Below are 23592 nucleotides of genomic sequence, written 5' to 3'. Positions count from 1 at the left end.
GAGGCATATCAAATGTTGACCGGTAGCAAGGTAGCGCTGGTTACAGGGGCGGCGCGTGGTATAGGGCTGGGTGTCTCGGCTTGGCTCATTACCGAAGGATGGCAGGTGGTTCTGGCTGATATCGACCGTAGCCGTGGGACGCGTGTGGTGGAAGCGCTTGGCAATCGTGCCTGGTTCATGGAAATGGACGTGGCGAACGAAAGTCAGGTGGAGGCCGTCATTGCCGAGGTGGTGGGTCAGTTTGGCCGATTTGACCTTCTGGTGAATAATGCTGGCCTCTCCGACCCCCATAACGAGCCGTTGGAAACACTGACATTGGCACGCTGGAATCAGGTGCTATCGGTTAATCTGACGGGCGCTATGCTGACAGCCAAGTATGCCGCTCCCTATCTTCGTGCCAATCGTGGTTCCATCGTCAATGTGGCATCGACGCGCGCGCAGCAGTCAGAAATATCCACCGAAGCCTATGCTGCCAGCAAAGGAGGTCTTGTTGCACTTACCCATGCGCTGGCCATGAGCCTTGGACCAGATATTCGTGTGAACGCTGTCAGCCCTGGCTGGATTGATTCCCGGGATCTTTCTCAGCAACAGGCTGAGCCGTTGACGGAGCTGGATCATGAGCAGCATCCGGTAGGAAGGGTAGGCACCGTAGAAGATGTGGCAGCGCTGGTAGCCTGGCTTGCATCAGAGGAAGCTGAATTTGTTACCGGTCAGGAATTTACCGTTGACGGTGGAATGACCAAGAAAATGATTTATTTGGATTAAATGATAAATAAATCTTGACGGATCAAAGAGGTATGCGCAAAATGCGCGCCATCCAAGAGGGTGACCTCTTGATTCTTCCGGGCGTTAGCCCGACCGACGCGCAGCGGTAGTTCAGTCGGTTAGAATACCGGCCTGTCACGCCGGGGGTCGCGGGTTCGAGTCCCGTCCGCTGCGCCATTTTATCTTTGCTCTCATTAACATCCTTGTGCCATCTCCGAGCAACTCGAAGCATGACATGCCACTTGGATGATTATCTCAAAAGCTTGCTTCGTTAACTGTCAGGTTTAGTGAGCAAGCACTACTGCAAACATAAACGCTTAACCTTCCTTGCGAATAGCTTTGCGGAAATCTCCTGGAGTCAGGAGTGTCCAACGCTTGAACGCTCGCTGAAACGCAGCGGCAGAGGCAAAGCCAAGCACGTACGCCACTTCTCCAAAGCTTAAATCTGTATCGCGAATATAGCTTATAGCAAGCTCTCGACGCGTATCGTTCAAAATATCCAGATAACGTGTTCCCTCATCTGCCAGCTTTCGTCGCAGTGTCCAGGCAGGCATCTGTAGACGCTTTGCAATTTCTTCAAGCGAAGGCTCTCCGTTTTTTAGCAGAGGGCCGAGTATAGATACGATACGCTCGGTTAGACTGTGTTGCCGTGTAATCTGCTGCAGCTCAGTTCTGCAGATGTCCAGAAGCGCTTTCCAGGTGCCTGGAAAATAACTAAGACCTGGAAAGGCCAACGTCTTGGCATCAAGCATGATTGCATTGGTTTCTGCACCGAACTCCACCATGCAGCCAAAGCGTTCGTCGTAAGATGCCGTGCAGGAGGGGCGGGGATATTCGATCAGGACCCTGGTTGGCCTTACAGGATTACCTGTGATGTTTCCTAGCATTGCGATCCATCCAGACAGTACTTGGTCTACCACGAATCGGTTGTAATCGTTGTAAGGACTGATGGAGTAGAAATGCATCCAGGCATGGCTGTCTTGGCGAGTGAAGCGAGACTGTCCACGGTAATTGCTGCCGTACAACAATTCATAATCCAGCAGCGTACGAGCGGCGTCTCCCAGTGTTGGTGCATGCAGGCTGGCTATGCCGGCAAGGCCCAGATGGACAGGCAGGCTCTGCTGGCCGATATCCAGTCCTAGAGCAGGCTCCTGGGTAAGTTGAATGGCAGCATGTCCCAGTCGCATGTATCGGGGAATGGACAGGCGTGCATTTGGTGTTGCAAACGTCGAGTCATCAATGCCGAAGCGGAGCAACAGCGTCGTTGGATCGTGGCCTCTGGCACGTACCGCGTTGGCCAGGGCGTGGACAAATCCTACTGATAAATCACCCAGGCGCAGGCGCTTTCGATTCATAGCCAGAGGTTTAGCAACTTGGCGCCGCCCTGTGGGGTATCGAGTGGCGTGAGAATCGGTTGCTCCTTGAGCATAAGCTTGCTCTGAGGCGTTGAGCGAAGCCCCCATGCTTGACCGCTGGCAAACACCTGAACGCCAGCATGCGCCCCGGTAGCCTGAAGTGCCTGGCGTATGTCCAGCGTGCTGCGCTCGCTCAGGGCGGGTATGACCAAAAGGTCCGTCTTTACGTTCGCCTGCATGTCAATTGAGTCGCTGCCTAGGATGACGCCTAGCTTACCGGCAGCAGTTTCGATGACTTGTGGCGTGATGCCAGGATGTTCTTTGCCGGATAGCCAGGGGCTGCGATACGGTTTTGCCAGTGGATGGCCCGTTGGATCAAACACTACGCAGGTGTTGTAGAGCTTACCTGTGCCAACCCGTAACAGGCCTTCCTTCATGCGTGGAGAGGGTAGAACGATCGAGCCCGCCACAACAGTAACCGAAAACTGGCGAGCCAGCCCGCCAAACAGGATCTGATAATTTCCTGCCATATCCCAGGCTTTCATTCTCAGCAGGGCTTCATCGAATCGCTGATCGCTTTTTGATGCAAGCCAGGCACGGGTGAACTTGACGGGGTTGCTGAGGGCTAGCCACTGGCGAGCTTCGTTTAGCTGGGCAGTGTTGTAAACGATAGGTTTCTCGCCAGTAAGCATAAGCCCTGTTCCAATATGCTCGGGGAATACCACAATCGTCTTGTCATTGAGCAATCCCTCGCGCTGGGCTTTGGCGAGGTAGCCTTCAAGCTTCAGTCGCAGACGCTCAGGGGTCTGGTAGTCGAGTGCAAACAGCTCCGGCTGAATCGCCAGCAGGTTGCCGTGGCCCTTGGCTTCGCCTGCATTGATTGCCAGCTCGCTTCGCAAATCCGATAAATAATGAAAGGTCGGCCGTTGGGCTATCCAGCCTGCGACTGCAGCGAAGATGCAGATGATGAATAGAAATACAAACTTGCGCATTAAAGCTCCGCGTTGAACCAGGCGTGCCCAAGGGCTTGAACACTCTGGCTGAAAATTCCACGTCAGGGTAGGGAAAATGCCTTTAAAAGCCAAGCCGGGGGTGTGCACCATGGTTAATGAGTTGTCATTTACGGTGATTGAGTCTGCGGGACAGGCAGCTTATGTTTTTCCCATAACGTCCATAACAGGCTTTTAGCCATTGGCCTTGGAGATTCCCGTGACTGCTATTCATTACCCTCACTTGCTTGAGCCGCTAGACCTGGGTTTCACCCAGCTGCGAAACCGAACACTAATGGGATCCATGCATACAGGGCTTGAGGAGCGGCCGGATGGCTTTGAGCGCATGGCGGCTTATTTTGCCGAGCGTGCCCGCGGTGGAGTTGGTCTGATCGTGACTGGAGGGATTGCGCCCAACGAGGAGGGTGCGGTGTATAGCGGTGCGGCCAAGCTTACTACTGAGGAAGAGGCTTACCGCCACAAAACAGTCACTCAGGCGGTTCATGACTGTGATGGAAAGATCTGCCTGCAGATTCTTCATGCAGGACGTTATGCCTATACCCCAAAGCTTGTCGCCCCTTCGGCTCTTCAGGCACCTATCAACCCTTTCAAGCCAAAGGCACTGACTACCGAGGAAGTCTACAAGCAGGTCGATGACTACGTCCGGTGTGCCCGATTGGCTCAACTCGCGGGTTACGACGGTGTAGAGGTGATGGGGTCGGAAGGATACTTCATCAATCAGTTTATCGTGGCGCGAACCAACCACCGTGAGGATGAGTGGGGCGGATGCTATGAGAACCGTATCCGCCTGGCTGTAGAAGTGGTACGGCAGATTCGAGAAGCAGTGGGTGAGGCGTTTATCGTAATCTTCCGTCTGTCTATGCTGGATCTGGTAGAGGACGGCAGTGGTCCGGAAGAAATTGTGCAACTGGCCCAGGCGATCGAGCGGGCTGGCGCCACGCTGATCAATACCGGCATTGGCTGGCATGAGGCGCGCATTCCCACGATTGCGACACTGGTGCCAAGGGGAGCATTCAGTCAGGTAACTGCTCAGCTGAAGGGTAGAGTGAATATCCCCTTGATAGCTACCAACCGCATCAATATGCCGGATATGGCAGAGCGCATACTGGCAGAAGGGCAGGCGGACATGGTCTCCATGGCGCGCCCGTTCCTGGCTGATCCTGAGTTCGTTATAAAGGCTGCTACAGGACGGGCAGATGAGATCAACACGTGCATCGCCTGTAACCAGGCCTGCCTGGATCATACCTTTGCGGGCAAACTGACCAGCTGTCTAGTCAATCCAAGGGCGTGCCATGAAACCGAGCTCAACTACAGCCCTGTCAGTAAGACCAAGCGTATCGCAGTCATTGGTGCAGGACCGGCGGGTTTGGCGGCAGCCACCATAGCAGCACAGCGGGGCCATTCAGTGACTCTGTTTGAGCGCTCCGAAATTATCGGAGGGCAGTTCAATGTTGCCAGGCGTATACCGGGCAAGGAGGAGTTCAACGAGACGCTTCGCTACTTTGGTAAACGTCTTGAGCTTACAGGCGTTACCGTAAGGCTGGGGCACGAGGTACGGGCTGAAGAGCTGATTCAGGGAGGCTATGACGATATCGTTTTAGCGACAGGAATCGTACCGCGTACGCCATCCATCCCGGGTATTGAGCATCCGTCTGTCATCAACTATCTGGACGCCATATACGGACATAAGGACATTGGTGCACGGGTAGCGGTTATTGGTGCGGGAGGAATAGGATTTGATGTGGCTGAATTTGTCACTCATCAGGCGCATCTGGATACCTTGAGTCCGACAGCCTTCTGGCGAGAGTGGGGAATCGACACGACCCTACAGGCCAGAGGGGGAGTTACAGGTATTTCGCCTGAGCCTACACCCCCTGCTCGAGAGGTTTATCTGTTGCAGCGTAAAGCGACCAAGATGGGCGAAGGCTTGGGCAAGACAACAGGTTGGATTCACCGCACCAGCTTGAAACACCGTCAGGTAAGAATGCTGAACGGGGTGGAGTATCTCCGTATTGATGATCAAGGGTTGCATATCCGAATTGGTGAAGACGTTCGGGTTCTGGCCGTTGATACCATCATTGTCTGCGCTGGGCAGGAGCCCAAGCGAGACCTGATGGATGCCCTGTCTTCGGCGGGACAGCGTGTGCATGTTATTGGAGGGGCGGATGTGGCTGCAGAGCTTGATGCCAAGCGGGCCATCAATCAGGGTGCCCGCCTGGCAGCGATGTTATGAAACCTGACTGCATGCACTGAAACAGCTTGCCAAACAATAATGTGCATAGGTGCTGAGTCGTTCACATAAGCCACCTAGTCTTTTAACTGAAAGGCCCTAGACTGTAGCAATGGGTTTAGGGCCGATGTGCCTTAAATAAAAGTGTTGTGCTGTCCGGTTGTACGTCCGGTGCCAAGGCGCCTATGAGTCATGCGCTTTTCCAATGGGTCGAGGACTGCCCCATGAATACATTGAATAAGGCTCAACGAGCCGAAGCGGTGCTGTTCTTTGATGAAGAAGGATCAGTCATCAAAGAAATGCTCTATCACGAATTCGAAGCATTGCTGGATGCCTTCTTTGCATTGCCCCAATTCGCCCAGCGGCGAGTTCGGCTGGCCTATGTGACGATCGATCTACAGCTGTGCATCCGATCAGGTGTATTTTTCTATCTGGATTTCACCCGTACGGGGGCTGCAGACCCCAATTGGAACATTCCGCTACGCGAAATGGCCGAGCGCGCCGGGCGTGGCCCGGATCTGGGTGCAGGACCTATCAGGCTTGCCTGTCGCAGTCAGTGTCCGATTTCCTGGCATCAGCCCAGCCTGTGGGACCCTGAACTTGTCGCAGGTCGAAATGACCTGATTGAGCTTCGAGAATGCATCAAGCGTAATCAGCTTGGGCTGGCCCGTACCGAGGCTGTCGTTGACGAAGTCAAACCTGAACAGCTTCATATGGCAGAAGAGCATCAGTGGTATGTTCAAGAGCCCTCTGCGTCGACTGTACATGTTGATCTGGCCAATCTCGAACAAGAGCATCAGGCAAAGATGGATCACCTTGTGCGCCAGCAGCGGCTGCGTATCCTCGCCCTGACGCGCAAGCATGAAGAGGAGCTGGTTCAGCTCAAGCAGGAAGCCGAGCACCTGCAGACTGCCTTGGCTGAGCAGGAGCGGATGAACGGTATGCTGATGAAAAAGCTGGAGCAGGAGGCCAGTCAGTATCGTTCGACTCGAAATGAGCTGACTCAGCAATTGCGAGCCCTGGAGAAAAACAGCGAATACAAGCTCGAGGCGTTCAAGATTCAATTCGAGGCCGAGCAGCAGGCCCGTATCGAAACGGCAGTAGCCGACTACAAGGAACAATTGGCCATCCGGGAAGTTGAGCTGGCTTATCGGGAGGAGCTGGATTCGCAATTGGAAGAAGAGCTCGAGCAGCTCAAGGCGAAATGTGCACGGCTTGAAGCGGGGAGTAGCAGCAAGCTGCTTGAAAGAATGGCAGACAGTGGCGTCATATTCGTGACTTACCAGCCTGGTGCAGGGCACATGACACTGTCACGCGCGGATGTCATGCGGTTTGTTGAAAGCCCATTGGCTTACACAGCTATGCACTGCCGGGTGACACAACCGCATTACGAGCAATGGCTTTCTCATTACAAGCATCCTGTTTGCCAAAGGGCATTACCGGGTGGCATGCCGTGTAGTAAGCCGCTCCAACGTGTTGACTCACCTCGCCAGTTCATTCGAGGCGAGTCTGACTGCTGTCTTCAGCATCAAACAGCGGCGTTTTTGAAAAACCAGGCAGGTTAACATTGGACTTGTTGTTAAAAAGTCCACCGCTGGAAGAAGTTGCAACCACATGGCTGAGCAAGGCGGGAGTCCGATTGGCACTGCTTCGCCTTGATGAAGTGGACCCTCTGGTTTCCGGCAACAAGAGTTATAAGCTGGCGGCTTACCTCCAGCAGGCGCATATCGAACGGGCTTCAGGGTTGATTAGCCTCGGTGGCCCGCACTCCAATCATCTGCATGCACTTGCAGCTACTGGACAACGGCTCGGCTTGAAAACTGTAGGGCTCCTGAGAGGCGAGCCGCAGAGTACGCCAACAGTTGATGACCTGCGCAAATGGAAAATGGAGTTGCACTGGTTGGGTTACGGAGGTTATCGGGCCCGACGCGATGACGAGTTCTGGGGTGAATGGCTGGCACGTTACCCAGGCTATTTGCCTATTCCCGAAGGGGGCGGTGGCTCGCTGGGCATGCAGGGGTGTATACCTCTGGTTGCTTATATTAAGACGCAGCTGAACACGATTGGCTGGTCTGATTATGATGCGCTGTGGGTGGCTGCTGGTACGGGAACGACACTGGCCGGTCTGGCTGTAGGAGAGGCTGGCAGACATCCTGTCATCGGGACGCTATCTGTCCCGCTGCGCTACAACGTTCCCGATCAGGTGGCGCGTTGGGTGCGCGAGGCGGGTCAACCTGATGCAGATATCCGTTGGCTCGATGCGAGTTTAGGAGGATTTGCACGTATTGATGCCGAATTGGCCAGCTTTATGGCCTCGTTCGAGACCGAAACACAAATACCACTCGAGCCACTTTATACAGGCAAGCTATTGCTGGCGCTTCGCCGTACGGTTGAGGCGGGAGATATTCCAGCCGGACAGCGCATTATAGCGCTGCATACGGGCGGTCTACAGGGGCGTCGGGCGATGCAGGACAACCTGTTAAAGCTGCTGAAGTCATAGATCAGTGTTCGGCCCTTTCTGGTATAAAAGGCCATGTCTCAGGTATCCAGAATAAACGGTGGTCTTCCTGACCTTCCTCGTCAAAGTGCACAAGTAACCGAGGCCAATGTGGCTCGACGTTGAAGTCGAATAGAGCATGTCCATCGTGTCGGTGTGCAGGCGCAAGCCAGCGCTGCTTGGGAAGTAGTTTCCATGCGCCTTCCTCTTCAGGCTTCGCTTTATCAAAGCGTTGCCACAAACCCCGCAAATGATGTGGGGAGCAGCTGGGAAATGGTGTGGCACCCGCGGGTGGATAAAACAGATAACCGCCCATCCATAGCCAAGGCTGGACAGAGACGATACCGAGTGTTTTAAACAGAACGCGTGCTTCCGGAGACTGCGACAAGGGTAACTGCCGGTTTAGAAAATGACTCAGCTTGCGTTCGAGTCGATCTTCGCCACCTGGGCCCAACCATTCCGGTGATTGCGGAAGGCCCGTTGCCAGATAATATTTAACCGCTACTTCAAGGTGATGAACGCCTTCATCATCTCGGATCAGGAGATCAAGCTCGCCCAGCGTATGAGTCGCCGTACGGAGCGGTAGATTGGCTCCCAGCAACTCAACCCCAGGGGCATGGGTGAGGGCAAATTGCCAGAGCAATTCGTAGTACCGCCCAAGGCGGCGGTCGCTTCCCTGGGTAAGCCAGCCTGTCAGCAATGCAGGACTTCGATCAAGCTCATGGAGCCAATCGGCTAATTTGTCAGGTTTTGCTGTCCAATTGCTTGCAGCCAAGGGGTGACGTTGTTCCGCTCGGTCCAGGATGGGCGGAGAGGTGATTACCCAGGCCAGATCACGCACCGCTGGGTGGCGAAGCGTGTAAGGCAGTACGGCCAGTGCTTGGAATGGATTGCTCATCATTCAAGCATACGCCGAGTTGGACAAGGGTGTACGGTTTGCTGTGCCTTGCCGCTTGCCCGCATAATTTATCGACATTCCTGCCATAGAAGGGCTACGGCCGCGTATGGACTCTTTTCAGAAAATCGGCATTATCGGCCGTCTGGGCAGCACTCAAGTGCTGGATACCATTCGCCGGCTCAAAACATTCTTATTGGCGCGGCGCCTGCATGTGATCTTAGAAGACATCATCGCCGAGGTCATGCCCGGTCACGGCCTGGAAACCTGCTCTCGTAAAACCATGGGCGAGGTCTGCGATCTGGTTATTGTGGTAGGAGGCGATGGCAGTCTGCTGGGGGCGGCACGTGTACTGGCGCGCCCGCGTGTACCTGTTCTGGGTATTAACCGTGGCAATCTGGGTTTCCTGACCGATATTCGTCCCGATGAGCTTGAGACCAAGGTGGCCGAGGTGCTTGAGGGACAATATATCGTCGAGACACGCTTTCTTCTGGACGCCTTTGTTTGTCGCGAGGGAGAAACGATTGGTCAGGCCGATGCCCTGAATGATGTTGTCCTGCATCCGGGCAAATCGACCCGCATGATCGAGTTTGCCCTGCATATCGATGGCAAGTTCGTCTGCGCTCAGAAGGCCGATGGGCTTATCGTCGCGACACCCACAGGCTCGACAGCCTACTCGCTGTCAGCCGGAGGGCCCATCATGCATCCCAAACTGGATGCAATTGTCATCGTGCCGATGTACCCACATACCTTGTCCAGCCGCCCCATTGTAGTCAGTGGCGACAGCGAGCTGAAAATCGTGGTCTCGCCGAACATGCAGATCTATCCGCAGGTCTCATGTGATGGACAGAATCATCTTAATTGCGCGCCTGGTGACGTCGTAACCATCCAGAAAAAGCCGCACAAACTGCGACTCATCCACCCACTGGATCATAACTATTACGAGGTTTGCCGGACGAAGCTCGGCTGGAGCAGCCGTCTGGGGAATGATTGATGCTTGACCCTGATCGTGGCTATGACCTGATAGGCGATATTCACGGCTGCGCTCATGTGCTTGAACGTTTGCTGGACCAAATGGGCTATCGCCGACACAACGGTGTCTGGCAGCATCCGCGAAGGATGGCGCTCTTTCTAGGGGACATCCTTGATCGTGGGCCTCATGTGCGAGAGTCGCTGCATTGCATTCGTGACATGGTGGAGGCAGGCCAGGCAATGTGCCTGCTGGGTAACCATGAAATCAATGCCTTGAGCTGGCACACGCCGGCGCCGCCAGAAAGTCACAAGCGATACGTTCGTGAGCATACCTCTCGTTACGAGCGGGTGATCCAGACGACCTTGGTGCAGTTCGATCACCATTCTACGGAGTGGAATGACTTTCTCACATGGCTGTATGAGTTGCCCTTGTATATCGATGCTGGACGTTTCAGGCTGGTACATGCCTATTGGGATTCGTCCCTGATTGCTGCCATTGATGAGGTCTATCCGGGTGGGTATATCGATGAGCGATTCATTCAGCAGTCGGCCATTCCGGGGAGCCTGGCTAATCGCGCCTGCTCTCGGCTGCTCAATGGCGTTTCCCTGCCGCTGCCCAACGGCATGAAAATGACGGGGCGTGATGGCTTCACACGCGGTCGGTTCCGAACCAAATTCTGGGAGGAAGACCCGCAGACATACGGCGATATTGTCTTTCAGCCAGATGGTTTGCCGGATGATGTGGCCTGCGAGCGGCTGAGTGAAACCGAGAAGTCCAGCTTGATGTGTTATGGCATCGATGAGCCGCTGCTGTTTGTAGGGCATTACTGGCTCGACGGTCATCCTGAACCGATACGGCCTAATCTCGCCTGTCTGGATTACAGTGCCGTGAACAACGGAAAGCTGGTGGCGTATCGGCTGGATGAGGAGCATCGTCTGGATCCAAAGAAATTCGTCTGGGTCGATGTGCCGTCAACAGGAGGGGCGGAATGAATTCACAGCCTGCGTTACGTGTAGGACTCGAAACGGACCTGCTAGGGTTTACGCAATTACTCCGTCGTCTGCATATTCCTCACCGAGTGACTGAAGAACGCGATGCACAAGTGGTGTGGGTTACTGATCCGGGACTGGTAGACGAGGTGCGTAACCTGTATGCACGCTATCCGCAAGGGGACACGGCCGGTGAGATCTCTGATGTTCGGCCTGCTGTAACTCGGCCTGGCTTCAAGGAGCAGCTACGGGCAAGTCCTGTAACTGCAGGCGTCCTGCTCATCACACTGATCGTGGCTGCGATTACCTTGTTGGGCGATCGTTATGAGGCTGTTCGCTGGCTTACCTTTCTAGACTTTCGGCTTTACGATACGTACATCGAGTTCTATCCCGTCTCCTATACTCTTGAGCAAAATCAGTGGTGGCGGTTTGTTTCACCCATGTTTCTGCACTTTGGTGTTTTGCATCTGGCCATGAATTCCCTGTGGTATTGGGAGCTGGGGCGCCGCATTGAGTTTCGTCAAAAGGGGTGGATGCTATTGGCGTTAACCTTCCTCTTTTCACTGGCAGCCAACCTTGTGCAGTACTGGTGGAGTGGCCCGGCACTGTTTGGCGGATTGTCAGGTGTGCTCTATGGCCTGCTGGGCCATTGCTGGTTATTCCAGCTGTTGGCACCCACCCCGGCGTATCGAATGCCAAAGGGCGTTGTCATCATGATGCTTGCCTGGCTGGGTATATGTCTGACCGGCGCCATTGATGTGCTTGGCTTTGGTGCCATTGCCAATGGCGCTCATGTAGGAGGTCTGCTGGCCGGCTGTGTAACGGGCGTTCTGGGTGGCCTGATTGCCAGGACGCGCCGCTAGACTGGAGGAGTGCATCTGACGTTTCGTGGGCAGAGCTGCAAGGCTACACTATGCCGCTGAAAAGGAGCCCTAGATGACCGAATCCCGTTTACGCACTCTTCGTGACTATATCCGTTGGGCGGTGAGCCGCTTCCACGCCGAAGGGCTTTATTTTGGCCATGGCACCGACAATGCGTGGGATGAAGCCAGGCAGCTGGTGTTAGGCGCCTTGCATCTGCCTTGGGAAATGTCTGACAGCTACCTGGATTGTCGGTTGGAAGATGATGAACGCTACGACTTGAGCGTCCTGCTTCACCGACGGATTCAGGAGCGCATTCCGACGGCTTATCTGTTAGGCGAAGCCTGGTTTTGTGGGCTGCTGTTTATGGTTGATGAACGTGTGTTGGTGCCAAGGTCACCGATTGCCGAATTGATCGATGCCCGCTTTGCGCCTTGGCTACCCCATGAGCCTGCTCGAATCCTGGACCTCTGTACCGGCTCGGGATGCATTGGTATTGCCTGTGCTTATGCGTTCCCTAATGCAGAGGTAGCGCTGGCCGATCTCTCCTTTGATGCATTGGAGGTCGCCTGGCAGAACATAGAGCGGCATGACCTTGAAGACCGGGTTTATACCGTGCAGGGGGATGGGTTTACTGGATTGCCAGGGCAGCGTTTCGACCTGATCGTGTCAAATCCACCTTATGTGGACGCAGAAGATTTTGCCGATATGCCGGCTGAATATCACCACGAGCCGGAAATGGGCCTTGCCTGTGGCTCAGACGGGCTGGATCTGGTGCGCCGAATGTTGGCTGAAGCCGCGGATCACCTCACTGACACCGGCACGTTGATCGTTGAGGTGGGCAATAGTCAGGTACACGTCGAAGCGCTTTATCCTGAAGTCGACTTTACGTGGCTCGAGTTCGAGCGGGGCGGTCACGGGGTCTTTCTGCTGTCTGCCAAGCAGTGCCAGGAGCATCAATCGCTGTTCCAGAGCCGCCTCTAGTAGGCGGCTCGAATACCTAAGCTGCCTGCGTCTTCTCGACCAGGCGCTCCAAAAACATGAGCAGGGCGACTTCCTCTTCGCGAAGTCCCTTGCGTTTGCGCGGCTTGGGTAGCGAGCCGAGTTCGCCAGCTATAAATGCATCCATGACGCCCGGGTGGATATAACACTTGCGGCATACTGCTGGTGTGTTGCCCAGCATACTGGATACTTGCTTGACCATCTCCTGAAGGTGCTTTTTGGCTTCAGTTTGAGTTTCGTAGCGCAGTGACTTGAGCGTAGACAGAGCCAAGGCACTGCCTGCCCAGGTGCGGTAATCCTTGGCAGTAAAATCAGCACCACTGAGTTCGTGCAGGTAGGCGTTTACGTCTGACGAAGTGACTGTATGCCGATCGCCATCTTCATCCAGATACTGAAACAAGTGTTGGCCGGGTAGCTCAAGGCAGCGCTTGACGGTACGTGAAAGCCTCGGATCTGTCAGCTTGATGTTGTGCTCAACGCCGCTTTTGCCGCGGAAGTGAAAGCGAATCGTATTGCCGGTAACGTCTGCATGTCGGTTACGCAGGGTTGTCAGGCCGTACGATTTATTGCTTTTGGCATATTGCTGATTGCCTACGCGAATCAAGGTGGCGTCCAGCAGGCTGATAACGGTCGCCATGACCTTTTCCCGGTTCAGCTTGCGTTGCGCCAGATGCTCTTCTATCCGCTTGCGCAGTTTGGGAAGGGCATTGCCGAATTCCAGCATCCGTTCGTATTTGTCAGTGTCTCTGATTTCGCGCCAACGTGGGTGATATCGGTATTGCTTGCGCCCCCGGGCGTCCCGCCCCGTTGCTTGTAAATGGCCACAGGGATCGGCACAGATCCAGACATCCGTATAGGCGGGTGGAATGGCCAGTTTGTTGATGCGGTCAATTTCAGCCTGATCGCGAATACGTTCGCCTTGGGCATCCAGGTAGATAAACTTCCCGCGCAGCTTTTTTCGCCGCAGGCCCGGCTGCGTGTCATCCACATAGTGAAGGTCCGAGGGTAGCGGGGGGCACAGGGCTGTACCTGTATCGTCGCGCTCGTCTCCAGGGGCGGGCAGCGTACCCTCGGCGGTCGGGGGAATAAATGAGGCACTCTCTGACATGAAAACACCGGCTGTGGACTGCTTTCTATGAAGACCGCAGGGCTAGTAGCCGGTTCGTCGCTCTAGACGAGAGGCAATATCTGATCTTTTAACCGGCCGCTTTCGGCAAGCTTCAGAAACTCATCACCCAGTCGCTGGCTTTCCGCCATCGCTGTATGCCAGTGACGTTGCCGTGTGGCAGGGTCGGTTGCATAACGGGTGAAATCCTTGCGGTCGGGAAGCTTTCGACCAGGTAGCCGCTCAAGGTAAGACCGTGAGGGTGCCAGTAGCACCACATTTCGCAGGTTATGTGTATTGGCCTTGCGCCAGAAGATGCCCTTGTCGAACCACCCAGGAATGATGCGATCGATAAAATGTGGATAGAGCACAATGTCATTGCCGCGATAGGGAAGATCCAGATGGTAATCGAGCAGTCCCCCGTCACGGTAAGTGCCGGAGCCAAAGCCAGGGATATCTGTTACGCCCTCCATGACCAGTGGAATGGAGCCTGACGCCAGCAGCGACTGGCGAAGGTTGTCGGGGCGAAGCGCATGGTACTGCGTTGGGAAATCATTCAGTTCATCCAGCGGCGGCGCCTGGCGCAAATCATGGGCCACGATACGGCTGAAATGGCGAGTCAGACGAGACCGTGCTATCAGGTTGTCGCGGATCACTGCGCCCAGGCCAAGGCTTAATGTTCGGCGCTGGTCACTGGCCAGAGGGCCCAATGCCTGAACAATCATGATGTTCAGGCGATAGCCTGGGGCGGTCAGAATCGCCTCGTCACGCCCACCCAGCAGTTCATCCAGCATGCTTTCGCAAATCTGACTGATCTGCCTGATTCCAATACCTTTGGGAAAATGCAATCCGTTATAGAGGTCGCCCAGCCGGCGTAATGAGTCTGCCGGATCCGGTAGGCAGACACATGCGGAGCGCCAGGCCCCAATGGATGCGCCAACCAATGCGCGCACCCGTGGTGAGCGAGGCAGCCATTCACCAAACAGCGCGATGTCCAGCCCTTGCAAGCCTAGTGCTTTCGGGCCGCCTGCTGCGCCCGGGATAATACCTACGTCCGCAGGTGACAGGCCCTGTTGGCGAATATGCGCCAGCGCTTGCGTGCCCGCGCGGATAATGAGGGAAGGAGATTTGATGTGAATAGCTGTCATGAGGACTCCATACGGACAGCCAGTATACAAACGCACCGCCGCGATGCGGAGCAGGTATGGCATTGATTGCGAAAGACCGTTGGGCTGACCATGTAGTTCCAAAATGAGATTAAGGCTGAATTAAGGCTGCCTCGTTAAGGTGAACTCACTGAATAACCCGTGAGGACATACACATGAAAGCACTGACTACATTGATTGCCGCTGCCAGCCTGACCGCCCTGGCCGGTGCGGCCCAAGCCCGCGACCTGGGACCTGACGAAGCGCTCAAGCTGCGTGAGGCAGGTACCATCAAATCCTTCGACGTATTGAACAAGGCGGCTATCGCCAAGCATCCTGGCTCGACGACTCACGACACTGAGCTGGAAGAAGAATATGGACGCTATATCTATCAGGTTGAGTTACGTGACCAGAAAGGTGTGACATGGGATCTGGAACTCGATGCCGCAACGGGCGAAGTGCTCAAGGATGTACAGGACGATTGAGCCTGGGTAGCAGCATGATGAAAGGCCTGCTGGTATTGACATTGCTGTCAGCCAGCGGGCTTTCAAGCGCTCGCGACCTTGACCAGGATGAGGCGTTGCGGCTTCGTCAGGAAGGAAGAATTCGCCCTCTTGAGCAGCTTATCAACCAGGCTTATGCGCGCTATCCAAAGGCAACATTGCTGGAGGCGGAGCTTGAGGAGGAAGATGGTGTTTATGTCTATGAGATCGAGTTTCTGGTAGACAAGGGCGTTGTGCGCGAGCTGGAAATCAGCGCCACTGACGGTACGATTTTGAAGGACGAGGTAGACGACTGATGCGTCTGTTGTTGGTAGAGGACAGTGTTCCCCTGGCGGATGAGTTAATGGCCAGCCTGACACGACAAGGCTATGCCGTAGACTGGCTGGCTGATGGCCGTGATGCGGCATACCAGGGGGCAGTCGAACCTTATGACCTTATCGTACTTGATCTGGGACTGCCGGGGCGTTCTGGGCTGGATGTGCTCAGGGAGTGGCGCACGCAGGGACTTTCTACGCCGGTACTGATTCTGACGGCGCGCAGTGGTTGGGCCGAGCGTATCGATGGGCTCAAGGCTGGCGCCGATGATTACCTGACCAAGCCGTTCCACCCTGAAGAGCTTTCCTTGCGGATTCAAGGATTATTGCGGCGTGCCCGCGGGCTGGTGAATCAGCCGACATTGCAGGCTTCCGGTCTGAGTCTGGATGAGTCACGGCAATGTGTTAATCGCGGGGATGAAAGCATCGAGCTGACCGCCGCAGAGTTCAGGCTGCTGCGGTATTTCATGCTGCATGCAGGGCAGATCCTGTCCAAAAGTCATTTGGGTGAACATCTCTACGACGGTGAAAGCGAGCGTGACTCCAATGTCATCGAGGTGCACGTGAACCATCTCAGGCGTAAATTGGGGCGCGATATTATCGAGACACGGCGAGGACAGGGCTACCGCTTCGGGAAATCTGCATGAAGTCCATTCAGCAGCGATTGGGCATTGGCTTGGCCTCCGCTCTGCTGATATCCGGACTTTTATTGATACTGGGCGCACGCTGGCTGGTTGATACGGCGCTACGGGATTATCTGGGAAGCGGACTTCAGACAGAGAGCGAAAACCTCCTGGTGGCTATTGCGCGGGGGCCAAACGGGCTGCAGCTGGATGAGCAGCGCCTTAATCCCGCCTATCAACGGCCATTTTCCGGGCGTTATTTCGAGATCGACATAGGAGAACCTCGCTGGCGCTCCCGGTCGCTATGGGATCATGTGCTTGAGAGACCTACGCACGTAGGGCTGACCGGACATCTCGTCAATGGCCCCGGAGATCAGCGCCTCCTGGTCTATCGCGCGGATTATCAGCGGTTGGGGCAAAAGCTCAGCATTGTCGTTGCACAGGATTACAACCCGCTCCTGACCAGTTTCAGTCGAATGCTACGTATAGGTGCCGGTATTGGGCTGGTTGCGTTAATCGTAATCCTTTTTCTACAACGGATTACGGTAAGGCGCGCCTTAAAGCCACTTGAACGGGTCCGGCAACAAGTGGCTCAACTGCAACAGGGGCAGCGCAGCCAGCTGGATACGCAGGTTCCCCAAGAGCTTGAGCTGCTGGTGGAGCAGATCAATCATCTGCTGCGTCATACCGAGGATAATCTCAAGCGTGCCCGCCATGGCATCGGTAATCTGGGGCATGCGCTAAAAACGCCTCTGGCCGTGCTGGTAAGCCTTGCGGAGCGGCAAGAACTGAGTGCGCATCCTGAACTGCAGAGCATCCTGCGCGATCAGCTTGAGCAGATCCAGCAGCGTCTTGAGCGGGAGCTGCGCCGTGCTCGACTGGCCGGTGACCAGCTTCCCGGCGTCTATCTGGACTGCGAGGCTGAATTGCCTTCGCTCTGCGCCATGCTCAAGCAGATCCATGACAACGACCTGACGATCTCCTGTCATGTGCCTTCCGGTTTGAAACTGCCCTGGGATCGCGAAGACCTGCTTGAATTGCTGGGTACGCTGTTGGATAACGCCTGTAAATGGGCGAGCAGCCAGGTAGAGCTGACGGTACTGAAGAAAGATGCCTGTTATGAGATCAGTATTGATGATGATGGGCCAGGTATCGCGCCTGAATCCAGGCAGGATATTCTCGAGCGAGGTGCGCGTCTGGATGAGCGAGTCAGGGGACATGGCTTGGGCCTTGGTATTGCGCGTGACATTGTGGACAGTTGCGCAGGTACGCTCAGCCTGGAAAGCAGTTCCCTGGGCGGGCTGAAAGTTTTGGTCCGGCTGCCGCTCCGAGCCTCCCGATCCGCTCCCGGTGATTGAGACCATACGGATAGAGCCTATCGATCGACCTTCATTTTCGTTTCGCTTGGCCGAAAACCTACTTAGATAACAACCTAAGAGGTCTCAGTGATGAGTTTAAAAGCCAAGGTGCTCCTGCTGGCGCTCCTACCTGTTGTGATTACTACCCTTATCATCAGCGGTATTTCCTATGTGATGCTGAGCAATAAAGCCGAGCGCGATATACAGACAACGCGTGATCGCTTGATGGAGCAAAGCAACGTAACCCTGAAGAATTACGTGCAGGTTGCCCTGACAGCGGTCAAGCCGCTCTACGATGCTTCAGCCGACGGTGATCAGGCGGCCCGCGCCGAGGCAATCAGGATTTTATCTGGCATCACCTATGGCAAAGATGGCTATATGTTTGGCTATGACTCAAATGTCATCCGCCTTTTCAAGGGAAACGACGCTGAAGGCATAGGCAAGAGCTTTCGTGATAACAAGGATCCGAACGGCGTTTACCTGAACCAGGAACTGGTCCGGGCAGGTAAGGATGGCACTCATTATGTCCGCTATTCCTCTACATTGCCTGGCAAAACTACCTTGGTTCCCAAGTTGAGCTATACCGAGTACCTGCCCAAGTGGGACCTGGTCCTGGGCTCTGCCATCAACCTGGATGGCGTTGAGGAGCGGCTGGGCAAGATCGAGGCCGATGTACGTGCGCAGACCCTGACGCAGCTGTTATCTATCATCGGCGTCTCGCTGGTAGTGCTGGTCATCATCGCCATTGCGGCTCATCTATTTGCCATGCGAGTGTTGCGTCCGCTTGAGCTCATGCGTGCAAACCTTGATGACATTGCTGATGGCGAAGGCGATCTGACACGTCGACTGCCGGTGCAGAGTAACGACGAGTTGGGCCGGCTTGCTGGCTCGTTCAATCGATTCGTTGGCAAGATTCATGGAACCGTACAGCAGGTAATCGACATCACTCAGCAGCTCACCGGTTTGCTGGATGAGGTGGCTGCCCAGGCTCGTCGTACCGAGCAGGCCATGCAGCGCCAGCGTAGCGAAACCGATCAGGTTGCCACGGCTATCAACGAGATGTCCGCAGCGGCTCATGAAGTAGCGCAAAGTGCCCAGCAAGCGGCAGAAGCTGCCCGTGAGACCGATGAGCAAGGGCGTGTAGCCAAGCGTGTGGTTGAGGGTAGTGTGGCAGGCATCCATTCTCTGGTCGATGAAGTGCGTGACAGCGGCACGTCGCTCGACAGTCTGCAGCAGGACGTACAGTCTATTGTCAGCGTACTGGATGTTATCCGTTCCATTGCCGAGCAAACCAACCTGCTGGCCTTGAACGCTGCTATCGAGGCGGCTCGGGCTGGTGAGGCGGGTCGTGGTTTTGCGGTCGTGGCCGACGAAGTTCGTGCCCTGGCAAGCCGTACTCAGCAGAGTACCCAGGAGATCCAGGGAATGATCGATCGCCTGCAACAGGGTACGCAAAAGGCGGTTGAGTCGATGCGTCGCTCTGGTGCGGCAGGTGAAAGTACGACTGTCCAGGCCAGTCAGGCAGGCGCCTCGCTCGATACCATCAGCCAGCTGATCGGTACGATTAATGCCATGAACGCCCAGATAGCCAGTGCAGCCGAAGAGCAGACGGCGGTCTCCGAGGAAATCAACCGTAGCGTCCACGAGATTGCTGGCGCGGTTGAAACCATGACGGCAGGGGCTGAGCAGAGTGCGACCACTACCCAGGGGCTAGTCTCGCTAGGGGATCGCCTCCACGGCCTAGTCAAGCAGTTCCGCGTTTAAATCGACATTCCTGAGGGCTCTGGCTGAGCCCTCAGGAACAAGTGCGTGGTATCCAGTGTTCTAACCAAAAGCGACGCTCGTTGCTCTTGAATGGACTTTGGAACCCTGATGAAAAGCACGCGACTTGAAAATAGAACATTTATCTTTCTTCTGATTATTGTCTCGATCGCATTTGCCTGGATTCTGTTGCCCTATTACGGCGCGGTATTTTGGGGAGCGATCCTGGCGATTATTTTCGCCCCTATGCAGCGCTGGTTTCTCAGGCGCTACAACAATCGTAAAAACCTTGCCGCGCTGAGCAGCTTGGGTGTTTGTTTACTCATCGTGATTCTGCCGGTCACAGCGATTAGTATTTCTCTTGTTCAGGAAGGCAGTGCGCTGTATCAGCGAATCAACAGCGGCCAGCTGAATTTCGGCGAATATTTTCAGCACATGTGGCAGGCACTACCGAACGGTATCAAAAGTGTACTGCACCGATTCGATATCACTGACCCAGAAAGTATTCGCGAGCGCCTGACGCAAAGCGTTGCCCAAGGTAGTCAGGCATTGGCAAGCAGGGCCTTGTTGGTAGGACAGGGGACGTTTCAGTTAGTCATCAGCTTTGGCATCATGCTGTACCTGCTGTTTTTCCTGCTTCGAGACGGGCAATACCTCGTAGGGCTGATCCGCAAAGCCATTCCCTTGAGCGAGATTCACAAGCGCAGCCTGCTACGCAAGTTCACGGCCGTTATCCGGGCCACTGTCAAAGGCAACATTATCGTGGCCGTTGTTCAGGGTGCGTTGGGTGGATTTATCTTGGGAGTACTCGGTGTTGAGGCTGCTGTTCTCTGGGGCGTAATAATGGCGTTCCTGTCGTTGTTGCCGGCAGTAGGCGCTGGGCTGATCTGGGGGCCGGTTGCGGTTTACTTCCTGCTGACAGGCTCGATATGGCAAGGGGTTGTATTGATTCTGTTCGGCGTTATCGTCATCGGCCTGGTAGATAACATTCTGCGTCCTATCTTGGTAGGCAAGGACACCAAGCTACCCGACTACGTGGTACTGATTTCCACACTAGGCGGAATGGCACTGTTTGGTCTCAACGGGTTCGTCATTGGCCCATTGGTGGCGGCGCTCTTCATGTCGGTATGGGACCTCTTCATGCACCGTGAAGAGGAATAAAAAGTTCAGGCAATAAAAAAGCCCCATCACTGGGGCTTTTTTATGAGAGACCCTTACAGGCCTGTATGTTGAAGCACTTGCAACAAGGGCTGCGGGTAAACACCCAACAGCAGCGTCAGGGCTGCAATGGCGATAAGCATGATACCGCCGGCACGCTCACCCCAGTTCATGGGTGCATCGTGACGGCTCAGACCTGGTTGTACCAGATACATCGTTACCATGACACGCAGGTAATAGAACAGGCCGATGGCGCTACCAATAACGACCGCCGCGGTCTGCCACCACAGATGGGACTCGACACCTACCGTAATAATGTAGAACTTGCCGATAAAGCCCGCCGTCAGCGGAATACCTGCAAGCGACAGCATCATCACTGTTAGAACGGCGGTCAGATACGGGCGTCTCCAGAACAGTCCGCGGTACTCAAACAGCGCATCGGCATCACGTGTGCCATTGCTTGGGCTGGACATAAGCACGATCACGCCAAAGGCTCCCAGGCTGGTAACGACATAAGTCGCCAAGTACACCCCAATAGCCTCTACCGCAATACCATTGCTGGCAGCGAGGGCTACGAGCAGGTATCCAAAGTGTGAGATGGAAGAGTAGCCCAGCAGACGCTTGAGGTTGCTCTGCATCAAGGCCAAAAGGTTGCCGACCAGAATGGAGATGATGGCGATGAAAGCGATCAGGTTGTGCAGCCATGTATCGTTCAACGCAGCCGGCATGGTCTGGAACAGACGAACCACGACAGCGAAAACGGCAACCTTGCTCGCAGTAGCCAGGTAAGCGCCCACCGGTGCCGGTGCGCCTTCATAGACATCTGGCGTCCACAAATGGAAGGGTACCAGCGACAGTTTGAAGCCCAGACCTACGATCATCATGCCGATACCGAGTTCCAGCAGCAGGCCGGCCGAGGCTTGCTGAGTCAGCTGCGCACCGATTCCGCTAAAACTCAGGGTGCCGGACTGTGCATACAGCAGGGCCATGCCAAACAGCAGAATGGCCGAGCCGGCAGCAGATAGCACCAGATACTTCATGCCAGCCTCAAGGGAGCGGCGATTGAAGTAGGAATAGGCCACCAGGCCATACACCGGTACGGACAGCAGCTCAAGGCCAATGAACAGCGAAGCCAGGTGCTGTGAGCTTACCAACACGATACCGCCCGTACAGGACAGTAAAAGCAGTAGGTAAAGCTCTTCACGATTGCTGGAGTATCCCTCCATGTAAGCATGCGACAGCGTCATGCATGCCAATGTGGTAATCAGGATCAGTGCGGTATAGAAGTAGGTGTAGCCATCCATGCGCATGAGGCTGGTGACGTCGATATCGACGACCCGCATCGAGTACACAATGGACAGCAGGGCCAGGTTCAAACCGATTACCGACAGTGTCGGAATCACGGTGTGGTTGCGCCGCCAGGCTATCGCCAGCATCACCACAACGGCGGTCAGACCGGTGATGAGGAGCGGCAGAAGTGCGATGAGATGTTCCGTTGTAAAGGTCATGGCGCTACTACCGGGCAGAAACAATGGAAGAGAAAGCTGTACCCAGCCACTGGTGTACACCACTCATGCTGGCTGCCGACGTATCCAGAATGGGCTGCGGATAAACACCCAGGAGGATCAGCAGACCGACCAGAAGCAGTACCATGGACAGCTCGCGTGCATTGAGCCCCGGCAATTCCCCTTCAGACTTCGCAGGACCGAAGTACGCACGGTGGATCATGATCAATGAGTACACCGAAGCCGCAACCAGACCGAATGTAGCTATCACAACGGTCAGCGGCACCATCGGGAACGCACCCATCAGAATCAGGAACTCGCCTACGAAGTTACCGGTACCCGGCAGGCCCAGAGACGCCGAAGCGAAGAACAGGCTGAGGGCCGGCAGGTAGGGGAGGCGACCCCAGAGTCCACCCATCTCACGCATGTCGCGTGTATGCAGGCGCTCATAGAGCTGACCGCACAGGATGAACAAGCCTGCTGCCGAAAGACCATGGGCGATCATCTGTACCACGACACCCTGCAGTGCATGCTGGCTGCCGGAGTAGATACCGATTAAGACGAAGCCCATGTGCGAAACGCTGGAGTAGGCCACAAGACGCTTGATGTCAGTCTGTGCGAAGGACAGGAACGCACCGTAGAAGATTCCGATGATCCCGAGCCACATGGCAATGGGCGCAAACTCGGCCGAGGCATTGGGAAACAGCGGTACGGCAAAGCGTAGAAGACCGTAAGCGGCTGTTTTCAACAGAATACCGGCAAGGTCTACGGAACCGGCTGTTGGTGCCTGTGCGTGTGCATCGGGAAGCCAGGAGTGAACCGGCACGGCAGGCAGCTTCACGGCAAAGGCAATGAAGAAGCCCAGCATCAGCAGGTATTCAGTCGTTGGATCCATCTGCGTTTTCAGCAGGTCTTCATATTCAAAGGTCAGCACACCAGTTGCGCTGTAGTGCACCAGCACTAGGGCCACGATGGCCACCAGCATAATCAAGCCGCTGGCCTGGGTGAAAATGAAGAACTTGGTAGCAGCGGTAATTCGGCTCTTCTTGCCGTCGGCGGAGCTATGACCCCAGAGTGCGATGAGGAAATACATCGGCACCAGCATCATCTCCCAGAAGAAGAAGAACAGGAACAGGTCGACAGCCAGGAACACACCAACCACACCACCTAGAATCCATAGCAGGTTCAGGTGGAAGAAGCCAACATGCTTCTGGATCTCGCGCCAGGAGCAGACAACAGCCAAAAGACCCAACAGACCTGTCAGCAACACCATAAGCAGCGACAAGCCGTCCATGGCAAAGTGCAGACTGATACCGAAGCGCTCAATCCAGGGATACTGAAATTCGACGGTCCAGTTCTGCTCGCTACCCGGAGCGGGGGCCAGGCTGAAGTCACCGTGCCACCAGACCCACAGGCCAAGCACCAGCTCCAGCAGCATGGTTAATAAAGCAATCCAGCGTGGCAGAAGATTGCCGGAGCGATCTCCCAGCCAGCACAGCAGACCGCCTATGAAGGGGATCAGGATTAGCCAAGGCAGAATCAT

General features: G+C 55.2%; 21 protein-coding genes, 1 tRNA gene and 1 pseudogene. 16 read left to right on the top strand and 7 right to left on the bottom strand.

All coding sequences use genetic code 11. The features are described from left to right. Nucleotides 1-12 precede the first annotated feature (12 nt). Together HMPREF1487_RS02050 and HMPREF1487_RS02045 are read left to right on the top strand one after the other, a co-directional pair. A complete protein-coding gene (locus tag HMPREF1487_RS02050; RefSeq protein ID WP_010794933.1) occupies nt 13-765 on the top strand; it encodes an SDR family oxidoreductase in 753 nt (250 codons plus the stop codon). Nucleotides 766-865: 100 nt separating this feature from the next. Then, nucleotides 866-942: transfer RNA gene (locus HMPREF1487_RS02045), tRNA-Asp, on the top strand. Between the two features lie 140 nt (nt 943-1082). Here the strand turns inward: HMPREF1487_RS02045 and HMPREF1487_RS02040 are convergent. Both HMPREF1487_RS02040 and HMPREF1487_RS02035 read right to left on the bottom strand, forming a co-directional pair. Beyond that, on the bottom strand, nt 1083-2120 hold the full coding sequence (locus HMPREF1487_RS02040) for an AraC family transcriptional regulator (protein WP_010794932.1): 1038 nt from the start codon (nt 2118-2120) through the stop codon (nt 1083-1085). After that, entirely contained in the window at nt 2117-3112 is a 996-nt protein-coding gene (locus HMPREF1487_RS02035) for a carbon-nitrogen hydrolase family protein (protein WP_010794931.1), read from the bottom strand. Before HMPREF1487_RS02035 ends, HMPREF1487_RS02040 begins: the two co-directional genes overlap by 4 nt. Before the next feature lie 217 nt (nt 3113-3329). On the opposite strand from HMPREF1487_RS02035, the gene HMPREF1487_RS02030 reads away from it, so the two are divergent. The 3 genes from HMPREF1487_RS02030 to HMPREF1487_RS02020 all read left to right on the top strand — a co-directional run bounded on the left by HMPREF1487_RS02030 (nt 3330) and on the right by HMPREF1487_RS02020 (nt 7860). Further along, nucleotides 3330-5363: an NADPH-dependent 2,4-dienoyl-CoA reductase gene (locus HMPREF1487_RS02030; protein WP_010794930.1), complete on the top strand. Its 2034-nt coding sequence runs from the start codon at nt 3330-3332 to the stop codon at nt 5361-5363. Between the two features lie 221 nt (nt 5364-5584). Continuing rightward, the gene (locus tag HMPREF1487_RS02025; protein WP_010794929.1) at nt 5585-6925 is read left to right on the top strand and encodes a hypothetical protein; all 1341 of its coding nucleotides are present in this window, start codon (nt 5585-5587) and stop codon (nt 6923-6925) included. Nucleotides 6926-6954: 29 nt separating this feature from the next. Then, nucleotides 6955-7860, top strand: a complete 906-nt coding sequence (locus HMPREF1487_RS02020) for a 1-aminocyclopropane-1-carboxylate deaminase/D-cysteine desulfhydrase (protein WP_051370204.1) — start codon at nt 6955-6957, stop codon at nt 7858-7860. Nucleotide 7861: 1 nt separating this feature from the next. Here the strand turns inward: HMPREF1487_RS02020 and HMPREF1487_RS02015 are convergent, their stop codons facing one another. Then, the gene (locus tag HMPREF1487_RS02015) at nt 7862-8758 is read right to left on the bottom strand and encodes a DUF1853 family protein (RefSeq protein WP_010794927.1); all 897 of its coding nucleotides are present in this window, start codon (nt 8756-8758) and stop codon (nt 7862-7864) included. A 103-nt stretch (nt 8759-8861) separates the two neighbouring features. On the opposite strand from HMPREF1487_RS02015, the gene HMPREF1487_RS02010 reads away from it, so the two are divergent. The 4 genes from HMPREF1487_RS02010 to prmB all read left to right on the top strand — a co-directional run bounded on the left by HMPREF1487_RS02010 (nt 8862) and on the right by prmB (nt 12559). Beyond that, nucleotides 8862-9746, top strand: a complete 885-nt coding sequence (locus HMPREF1487_RS02010; protein ID WP_010794926.1) for an NAD(+) kinase — start codon at nt 8862-8864, stop codon at nt 9744-9746. Continuing rightward, entirely contained in the window at nt 9746-10717 is a 972-nt protein-coding gene (locus tag HMPREF1487_RS02005; protein WP_010794925.1) for a metallophosphoesterase, read from the top strand. The genes HMPREF1487_RS02010 and HMPREF1487_RS02005 overlap by 1 nt, the downstream gene beginning before the upstream one ends. Next, entirely contained in the window at nt 10714-11577 is an 864-nt protein-coding gene (locus HMPREF1487_RS02000; protein WP_010794924.1) for a rhomboid family intramembrane serine protease, read from the top strand. The genes HMPREF1487_RS02005 and HMPREF1487_RS02000 overlap by 4 nt, the downstream gene beginning before the upstream one ends. 73 nt (nt 11578-11650) lie before the next feature. Further along, nucleotides 11651-12559, top strand: a complete 909-nt coding sequence (gene prmB, locus HMPREF1487_RS01995) for a 50S ribosomal protein L3 N(5)-glutamine methyltransferase (RefSeq protein WP_010794923.1) — start codon at nt 11651-11653, stop codon at nt 12557-12559. A 16-nt stretch (nt 12560-12575) separates the two neighbouring features. Here prmB and HMPREF1487_RS01990 read toward each other — a convergent pair whose 3' ends face one another. Further along, nucleotides 12576-13685, bottom strand: coding sequence for a DNA topoisomerase IB (locus tag HMPREF1487_RS01990; RefSeq protein WP_010794922.1), 1110 nt, complete (start codon nt 13683-13685; stop codon nt 12576-12578). Between the two features lie 62 nt (nt 13686-13747). Further along, entirely contained in the window at nt 13748-14830 is a 1083-nt protein-coding gene (locus tag HMPREF1487_RS01985; RefSeq protein ID WP_010794921.1) for a patatin-like phospholipase family protein, read from the bottom strand. A gap of 173 nt (nt 14831-15003) precedes the next feature. Between HMPREF1487_RS01985 and HMPREF1487_RS01980 the strand changes: the two genes are divergently transcribed. The 7 genes and pseudogenes from HMPREF1487_RS01980 (at nt 15004) to HMPREF1487_RS01955 (ending at nt 20547) form a co-directional block, all read left to right on the top strand. Next, on the top strand, nt 15004-15312 hold the full coding sequence (locus HMPREF1487_RS01980; RefSeq protein WP_010794920.1) for a PepSY domain-containing protein: 309 nt from the start codon (nt 15004-15006) through the stop codon (nt 15310-15312). A 14-nt stretch (nt 15313-15326) separates the two neighbouring features. Continuing rightward, on the top strand, nt 15327-15626 hold the full coding sequence (locus HMPREF1487_RS01975; RefSeq protein WP_371106363.1) for a PepSY domain-containing protein: 300 nt from the start codon (nt 15327-15329) through the stop codon (nt 15624-15626). Further along, complete coding sequence (locus HMPREF1487_RS01970) at nt 15626-16291, top strand: response regulator transcription factor (protein WP_010794918.1); 666 nt, start codon at nt 15626-15628, stop codon at nt 16289-16291. The genes HMPREF1487_RS01975 and HMPREF1487_RS01970 overlap by 1 nt, the downstream gene beginning before the upstream one ends. Next, nucleotides 16288-17625 carry a sensor histidine kinase gene (locus HMPREF1487_RS01965; protein WP_010794917.1) on the top strand — a complete coding sequence of 446 codons (1338 nt, stop codon included), beginning with the start codon at nt 16288-16290 and terminating at the stop codon, nt 17623-17625. The genes HMPREF1487_RS01970 and HMPREF1487_RS01965 overlap by 4 nt, the downstream gene beginning before the upstream one ends. 90 nt (nt 17626-17715) lie before the next feature. Continuing rightward, a pseudogene (locus tag HMPREF1487_RS28280) lies at nt 17716-18531 on the top strand (cache domain-containing protein); the annotation flags it as partial. Between the two features lie 102 nt (nt 18532-18633). Then, nucleotides 18634-19389, top strand: a complete 756-nt coding sequence (locus tag HMPREF1487_RS28275; protein WP_371106368.1) for a methyl-accepting chemotaxis protein — start codon at nt 18634-18636, stop codon at nt 19387-19389. Nucleotides 19390-19497: 108 nt separating this feature from the next. Continuing rightward, complete coding sequence (locus HMPREF1487_RS01955; RefSeq protein ID WP_010794915.1) at nt 19498-20547, top strand: AI-2E family transporter; 1050 nt, start codon at nt 19498-19500, stop codon at nt 20545-20547. Nucleotides 20548-20600: 53 nt separating this feature from the next. Here HMPREF1487_RS01955 and nuoN read toward each other — a convergent pair whose 3' ends face one another. Beyond that, the gene (gene nuoN / locus HMPREF1487_RS01950; protein ID WP_010794914.1) at nt 20601-22052 is read right to left on the bottom strand and encodes an NADH-quinone oxidoreductase subunit NuoN; all 1452 of its coding nucleotides are present in this window, start codon (nt 22050-22052) and stop codon (nt 20601-20603) included. Nucleotides 22053-22059: 7 nt separating this feature from the next. After that, on the bottom strand, nt 22060-23592 hold the full coding sequence (gene nuoM / locus HMPREF1487_RS01945; protein WP_010794913.1) for an NADH-quinone oxidoreductase subunit M: 1533 nt from the start codon (nt 23590-23592) through the stop codon (nt 22060-22062).

The organism is Pseudomonas sp. HPB0071, assembly GCF_000478505.2.
In the GTDB taxonomy this organism is placed as follows: domain Bacteria; phylum Pseudomonadota; class Gammaproteobacteria; order Pseudomonadales; family Pseudomonadaceae; genus Chryseomonas; species Chryseomonas luteola.
This window is presented reverse-complemented; position numbering and strand designations above follow the sequence as displayed.

Bases quoted from the DNA above. Each gene is read 5' to 3' on its own strand.
- HMPREF1487_RS02050 (WP_010794933.1), top strand. From the start codon at position 13: ATGTTGACCGGTAGCAAGGTAGCGCTGGTTACAGGGGCGGCGCGTGGT.
- HMPREF1487_RS02040 (WP_010794932.1), bottom strand. From the start codon at position 2,120: ATGAATCGAAAGCGCCTGCGCCTGGGTGATTTATCAGTAGGATTTGTC.
- HMPREF1487_RS02035 (WP_010794931.1), bottom strand. From the start codon at position 3,112: ATGCGCAAGTTTGTATTTCTATTCATCATCTGCATCTTCGCTGCAGTC.
- HMPREF1487_RS02025 (WP_010794929.1), top strand. From the start codon at position 5,585: ATGAATACATTGAATAAGGCTCAACGAGCCGAAGCGGTGCTGTTCTTT.
- HMPREF1487_RS02015 (WP_010794927.1), bottom strand. From the start codon at position 8,758: ATGATGAGCAATCCATTCCAAGCACTGGCCGTACTGCCTTACACGCTT.
- HMPREF1487_RS02010 (WP_010794926.1), top strand. From the start codon at position 8,862: ATGGACTCTTTTCAGAAAATCGGCATTATCGGCCGTCTGGGCAGCACT.
- HMPREF1487_RS02005 (WP_010794925.1), top strand. From the start codon at position 9,746: ATGCTTGACCCTGATCGTGGCTATGACCTGATAGGCGATATTCACGGC.
- HMPREF1487_RS02000 (WP_010794924.1), top strand. From the start codon at position 10,714: ATGAATTCACAGCCTGCGTTACGTGTAGGACTCGAAACGGACCTGCTA.
- prmB (WP_010794923.1), top strand. From the start codon at position 11,651: ATGACCGAATCCCGTTTACGCACTCTTCGTGACTATATCCGTTGGGCG.
- HMPREF1487_RS01990 (WP_010794922.1), bottom strand. From the start codon at position 13,685: ATGTCAGAGAGTGCCTCATTTATTCCCCCGACCGCCGAGGGTACGCTG.
- HMPREF1487_RS01985 (WP_010794921.1), bottom strand. From the start codon at position 14,830: ATGACAGCTATTCACATCAAATCTCCTTCCCTCATTATCCGCGCGGGC.
- HMPREF1487_RS01980 (WP_010794920.1), top strand. From the start codon at position 15,004: ATGAAAGCACTGACTACATTGATTGCCGCTGCCAGCCTGACCGCCCTG.
- HMPREF1487_RS01975 (WP_371106363.1), top strand. From the start codon at position 15,327: ATGATGAAAGGCCTGCTGGTATTGACATTGCTGTCAGCCAGCGGGCTT.
- HMPREF1487_RS01970 (WP_010794918.1), top strand. From the start codon at position 15,626: ATGCGTCTGTTGTTGGTAGAGGACAGTGTTCCCCTGGCGGATGAGTTA.
- HMPREF1487_RS01965 (WP_010794917.1), top strand. From the start codon at position 16,288: ATGAAGTCCATTCAGCAGCGATTGGGCATTGGCTTGGCCTCCGCTCTG.
- HMPREF1487_RS28275 (WP_371106368.1), top strand. From the start codon at position 18,634: ATGCAGCGCCAGCGTAGCGAAACCGATCAGGTTGCCACGGCTATCAAC.
- HMPREF1487_RS01955 (WP_010794915.1), top strand. From the start codon at position 19,498: ATGAAAAGCACGCGACTTGAAAATAGAACATTTATCTTTCTTCTGATT.
- nuoN (WP_010794914.1), bottom strand. From the start codon at position 22,052: ATGACCTTTACAACGGAACATCTCATCGCACTTCTGCCGCTCCTCATC.
- nuoM (WP_010794913.1), bottom strand. From the start codon at position 23,592: ATGATTCTGCCTTGGCTAATCCTGATCCCCTTCATAGGCGGTCTGCTG.